This is a genomic window from Methanobrevibacter curvatus, assembly GCF_001639295.1.
Classification (GTDB): Archaea; Methanobacteriota; Methanobacteria; order Methanobacteriales; family Methanobacteriaceae; genus Methanoflexus; species Methanoflexus curvatus.
This window is the reverse complement of record NZ_LWMV01000017.1, coordinates 1-5,895: the sequence shown is the minus strand read 5'-3', so window position 1 is coordinate 5,895 and position 5,895 is coordinate 1. Positions and strand designations below refer to the sequence as shown.

The 5,895-nt window shown below is 24.3% G+C and carries 6 protein-coding genes; 1 reads left to right on the top strand and 5 read right to left on the bottom strand.

The window, feature by feature from the left end; translation table 11 throughout:
* Positions 1-166: 166 nt before the first annotated feature.
* Both MBCUR_RS00545 and MBCUR_RS00540 read right to left on the bottom strand, forming a co-directional pair.
* A complete protein-coding gene (locus tag MBCUR_RS00545; protein WP_067088891.1) occupies positions 167-946 on the bottom strand; it encodes a phosphosulfolactate synthase in 780 nt (259 codons plus the stop codon).
* A 126-nt stretch (positions 947-1,072) separates the two neighbouring features.
* A complete protein-coding gene (locus tag MBCUR_RS00540; RefSeq protein WP_394329070.1) occupies positions 1,073-1,819 on the bottom strand; it encodes a geranylgeranylglyceryl/heptaprenylglyceryl phosphate synthase in 747 nt (248 codons plus the stop codon).
* A 689-nt stretch (positions 1,820-2,508) separates the two neighbouring features.
* Here MBCUR_RS00540 and cynS point away from each other — a divergent pair.
* On the top strand, positions 2,509-2,991 hold the full coding sequence (gene cynS / locus MBCUR_RS00535; RefSeq protein WP_211265109.1) for a cyanase: 483 nt from the start codon (positions 2,509-2,511) through the stop codon (positions 2,989-2,991).
* 469 nt (positions 2,992-3,460) lie between these two features.
* On the opposite strand, the gene MBCUR_RS00530 is transcribed toward cynS, so the two are convergent.
* The 3 genes from MBCUR_RS00530 to MBCUR_RS00520 form a co-directional block, all read right to left on the bottom strand.
* Positions 3,461-3,664, bottom strand: a complete 204-nt coding sequence (locus MBCUR_RS00530; protein WP_067088885.1) for a hypothetical protein — start codon at positions 3,662-3,664, stop codon at positions 3,461-3,463.
* Positions 3,665-3,669: 5 nt separating this feature from the next.
* Entirely contained in the window at positions 3,670-4,689 is a 1,020-nt protein-coding gene (locus tag MBCUR_RS00525) for a virulence RhuM family protein (protein WP_067088883.1), read from the bottom strand.
* A gap of 280 nt (positions 4,690-4,969) precedes the next feature.
* Entirely contained in the window at positions 4,970-5,539 is a 570-nt protein-coding gene (locus MBCUR_RS00520; protein ID WP_067088880.1) for a DUF4240 domain-containing protein, read from the bottom strand.
* Positions 5,540-5,895: the final 356 nt, after the last annotated feature.

Here is a 5,895-nt window from a genome sequence, read left to right as displayed (position 1 = left end):
TATATACACATATATAACATATTTGATATCTATTAAATCTATATTTTTTAAATAAGATATGTTCTTTTAAAAAATATGTTTTTCAAAAAAGAAATTCTTTAAATATATATTAAATATATTGGTTAAAATATTTAAATTTAATTAAAAAAAATAAAAAATAAAAAAATTAAAACAACAAATCTATAGTATCTCCTCTAAAACCTCTTCTAATTGTTTCAAGAGAAATTGTCTCATCAGGATTAATATTACCTAAATTAACATCTACTCCTAATTTTTTAATAAAATAAACTTGCTGATTTTTTAATGGTGCTTCCCAAATAAGCTTTTTATAATCAATTTTATTAACAATCTCTTCTACATCAGATACTTTAGGAATACCATTTGAATCATAAATCCCAATGCCCTTTCCACTTTCACGAGACTCTAAAATAATAAAATCGGATCCTGCTTTAATTTCATTTTTAATCATCTCAATTCTTAAATCTAAACCAATACCTTTATCTTTCTCAACATCTTTTTTACCTACCTCAGATAGCACAGTAAACCCATAATCTTTAGCTTTAGAAATGTAGTATAACTTTTTTTCAAGTGATAAGTCAATTGAGCCATCTGAAATTTCAATTGTATTAATATTGTATTTTTTTAAATGGTTAAAATAATCATCAATTTTGTTTTTAATAATAGCTATTTCAAATAATGTTCCTCCACAGTAAGGTTCAATGTTAAAAGATTTATAAACATTGATTTTATCTTGAAAAATATCTTCATTGTAAAGAATAGATGTTCCCCATCCAAATTTAATAAAATCAATGTAATTTCCAGCTATTTTCATTAAGTTATTTGCATAAGATAGGGGTAAAGTCTTATCTAAAACCATTGTAATGCCAATATGCGATTGTTCAGCAGATTTATAATTTTCAGCATCATTTAAAAAATCAAAAGCCATATTATCACATGAAAATACTTATAAAAAATACTTATAAAAAATACTTATAAAAAATACTTATAAAAAATACTTATAAAAAATACTTATAAAAAATACTTTAAAAATACCTAAAAAAATACTTAAAAATTATTCAGAAGCACTTCTAATAGCTTCAACAATTTCAGCTATTTTTGATTCAACATCATCAGTTTCTTCAACTACTGTACCTGTGACGAGCACATCAGCACCAGATTTTGCAACTTCATAAGCATCTTCAGCTGTTCTTATTCCTCCACCTACTACTAAAACCATGTTTTCACTAGATTTTTTAGCATAAGCAATCATTTTATTAGGAATATGTTTATCTGCACCTGAACCAGCTTCTAAATAGAAAAATCTCATACCTAATACTTCTGCAGCCATTAAATATGCTGCTGGAATCTTTGGTTTATTACGTGGAACAAGTTTAGCATCTCCAATCCAACCAACAGTACCTCCAGGTTCAACTACCATATAACCCATTGGAATGGCTTCAATACCTGCTTTTTTAACTTCTAAAGCACCTAATGCTTGAGCACCAATTATCCAATAAGGGTTGTTTGAATTTAAAAAACTCATGAAAAAAATTGCATCTGCATATTTGCTTATATTACTTGTATTTCCTGGAAAAATAATTATTGGCAAATCAATAGCTTGAGACAATGCATAAGATGTTGCATCAACCTGTTCACCACCAACAGTAGAACCTCCTAACATTATACCATCACTACCCCCTTTAATCGCAGCTTCAGCAATTTTAACCGCATCTTCAGGACTCTGTTCATCTGGATCTATTAAAGTTAAATGGACTTTACGAGTTTTTAAAATATCTTTAATCTGATTTTCAACAATCAATATATCACCTAAAAAAGAATGAAAAAATAAAATAAACAGTTAAACAATCAACTATTAAATAATGAAATAATAAATAATTTAATAAAAAATAATTTAGTGGTTAGCAAGAGTAATAAGTAAATTAATGACAAATAACTAATACCAAATAATAATTGATTCAATCATAAATATTTATTTTTTAATTAATATATATTTTGATTTAATCTTTGATTTAATCAGGACATGATGTGTGAAAAACTTTGTGTTAATTTGTTTATTTAAGATAAAAATTGGTAATGATAAATAAATATTTCTGTTTTAAGTCAAATTCTTCTAAAAATCATTAAAATCAAATTTGTAGTTTTATCAAAAGTAAATAAATATTTTTATATAATTTTATATATTTTAATTAAATTTAATATTTAAATTATTAAAGATTTTAAAACTAATTAAATAATTAAAAACATTAACAATAACATTTTCGCAACATTTATATACTTTTAAAATAGATTCAATATAGGAATACGGATTCCGACTTCCTATATCTAAAAATTTGAAACTATTTTTTTTAAAAGCATATTATGATTTAAATAAAAGCAGATTATGATTTAAAAAATAAAAATAGTTATTAATTTTTAATGACTTTCTTTGATGAATTTCGAAAAAAATCAAACCATGAAAAATTGGATTTAACTAATCTGGTGATAAATATGTCAATGACTCCATTAACTAATGAAGACTACTTAAAACGAGTACAATTTGAAGATGAACTTAAAGTAATAAATGCAGCAATAAAAGCAAAAGGATACACATTTGAAAATTTAGCAAAAGATTTAGGTACCAACAAAGTATGGCTTACAAGTGCACTTTTAGGTCAACAATGGGTACCAGAAGAATACTGTGAAAAACTTGCAACCCTACTCGATATTAAAAAAGAAGAAACAATATTCCTCTCTAACCATCCATATAAAGGAAATACAGATCCAATATTATACCGACTCCACGAAGTCCTAGACACCTATGGTCCTGCATTAAAAGAACTAATCCACGAAAAAGGAGGCAATGGAATAATGAGTGCAATAGACTTCACAATAGATATGGATATAATTCCTGACGAAAATGGTGATCGTGTTGTTATAACATGGAATGGAAAATTGTTAAAATACAGTAATCAAGGAAATTACCCTTGGTAATTTGATAAGTTTTGTTTTTTTATCATGGTGTCTGATAATTGAAAAAATTGAAGAAGCTTAGTATATAATTAGTATGTTTAGAGTATATTATATTGGTATTTTATAAAAGTACAATTTATTTGGTCTTTAAAAAGAATATTCTAAAAATTAATGTTTTAATTTTAACAATGCAAAAAACCAACAAAAAATTATTATCATTAAAAAAATTGACTTTATGGAAATAGCTTAAATTAAAATATAATGATTTTATTAAGCCATTTAGGATTAAAACTAATTTCATCTGTGCTTTTAGAAAATCATAATATATTTATCTCAAGACATCTTGAATAAACTCTTAAATTCTTAATTTTTTTTATATATATATCAGACCCCATATTTTTTATTTTTTATTCCTTTTTATTTTTATAGTGTTTCGCATAAGTTTTAATTTTTTTAGTTATTTTTTTTATGGATATTATAATAAATTTTTTCATGTTTTGGTTGTGATTCCTAGTTGGTTGCGATAATAATTTCTTTTTTCTGGGATTAAATTATACCAATAGTTAGTATAATTGTTCTTTTTTACTAATTGGTGGAATTTGTTTTTAAAATATTTTTTTAATTTGTTTTCACTGTCAATTGTTTTTTTAGCTGTTTCACATTTGTTGTCTCTCCATGAATATATTCCATACATAATTATTATAAATTTTTACCTTCAATTCTTTTTATTTCATCAATCATTTTATCAAAATCAGACTGAAACTCTTTATCATGAAAAACAATGAATTTTTCATAGTGTTTCTTTGCAATATCTATAGCCATTTTAGATGTGATTTTTCCTTTATTTTCTAAAAGAAGTAGTTGATTTAGTTTTATATAATCATCTAAAACATTTTTCCACTGTTTCATGCTTGTAGGAATCTGATTTTTAGCTCTAAGCTCAGCTAATAATAAAAATCCTTCAACAATGCGATTTAAATTATCTAATTCAGTTTCATTAAGATAATTTTTAGATATTACAATATCACTCATTAAAATTTGACCTTGAGGATTTTTCCAATTTGTTAATCCCATGTATGGTTTTTCACTGTCTGCTCTACTCGCAATTATTTCAGCAGCGGTGTTGCCACTTACAGCAAAAATTAGTTTATTCTGGACATTTGCAAAAAAATCTTTTGTAAGCTCAGCATTTAGGTTATAATCATAACTTGTTGCATAAATATCAGTGATTTTCTGGTTAAATCTTCTTTCTGATGTCCTTATTTTTCTAATTCTTTCGAGTAGTTCATCGAAGTAATCTTTGCCAAATCTTGTACCATTTTTCAATAATTCATCGTCTAATACGAAACCTTTAATCATGTAATCTTTTAAGATATTTGTAGCCCATATCCTAAATTGTGTACCTTGTTTAGAGTTTACTCGATAACCTACTGAAATCATAGCATCAAGATTATATACTTGAGTATTATATTTTTTACCATCTGATGCAGTTAACCGGAATTTCCGGGTAACTGAATTTTCATCTAATTCACCTGTCTTAAAAATATTTTGAATATGTTCACTAATAGTATTTCTATCTTTTTGAAATAATTCTGCCATAGTTTTTTGACTAGCCCACATTGTTTGGTTTTTTTGGTCTATTATTACTTCTAAGGTTACGGCACCATCTGGTCCAGTATATAGTAATGTTTCGGTTAGTTTAATGTCTTTTTCTTCCATAGGGAATACATCCTTTTAAATTTTAGTGTGTTATGCACATTTTAGAACCCTATTGTTCTAAATTAATAGTGAGATATTTTTATGCTCCAAAATTTATCTTATGATTGATTAATTTTTGATTTAACTTCTGAATTTAAGGCGAAATATCATTTGTTACATTAATTCTATTTATTTAATCACATTATTAAGACAAATGAAACAATTGATTTGATATTATTTTGCGTTTTCTATACATTATATCTATAAACTAAAAATATTAAAAAGAAACAAATTTCACATTTTACCAAAATTTCTCATATAATCTTGGAAGAATCTTTCTAAGCTCGTTTTCATCATCTTCATTCCATTCCATATCAACGTCTTCTGCAAAATTTATGGAATCTATGATTTCTTTTTCCTCAATTTCATCTAAGTTATGATTGTTAAAATCCTCATAAAACTTATCAATTAAAAGATCATCACTACCTAAACTTTTACTGTAAGCATGGACTGGAACAGAAAGCATGTCTTCATTTTCATAGTAATCAGAGCCATCTAAATCTAAATCAACTATTGAATCTGGATCTAAAAGAGCATTTAAAAAAGGTTCTTCTCCTCGTGAAATAAGCCATCCTCTAAAGTAATCAAAACAATCATCAGAACACCCTCCATTAAGAATATATGCTGCTGCCCATAATTTTGATTTATATGATTCATTTGAATAAATTTGATAGATCTTTGCAAATTTTAATATCTCTTCTTTATTATATTTGGATAATTTGTTTATTAAGATTTCTATTTCTTTTTCACTATCCCAATTTGCTTCTTTAAAAGAATCACCAATTAATTCCCAAAAAATTTCTTTATTCATTAAATAAACCCCCTAAAAATATTAAAAATATTAAAATGATTAAAAATATTAAAAATAATAAAAAGATTAAAAATATTAAAATGATTAAAAAATTAATTAGTGTCTAAAAATAATATTTAAATATTTAAAAATAGTAATAATAGCTAAAAGCAATAAGTTAAATATTAAATAGCTATTTTAAAAAAAAATTGATATTTTTTTATATATTTTAATATTTGTACTTAGTATTATATTTAATATTTGTATTTAAATTTAATGAATTGATTTATTAAAAAATTAAAACATTTAAAAAAAAAAAAAAAAAAAAAAAAAAAAAAAATAAAAAAAAATAATTTATAAAATAATTTATAAAATAA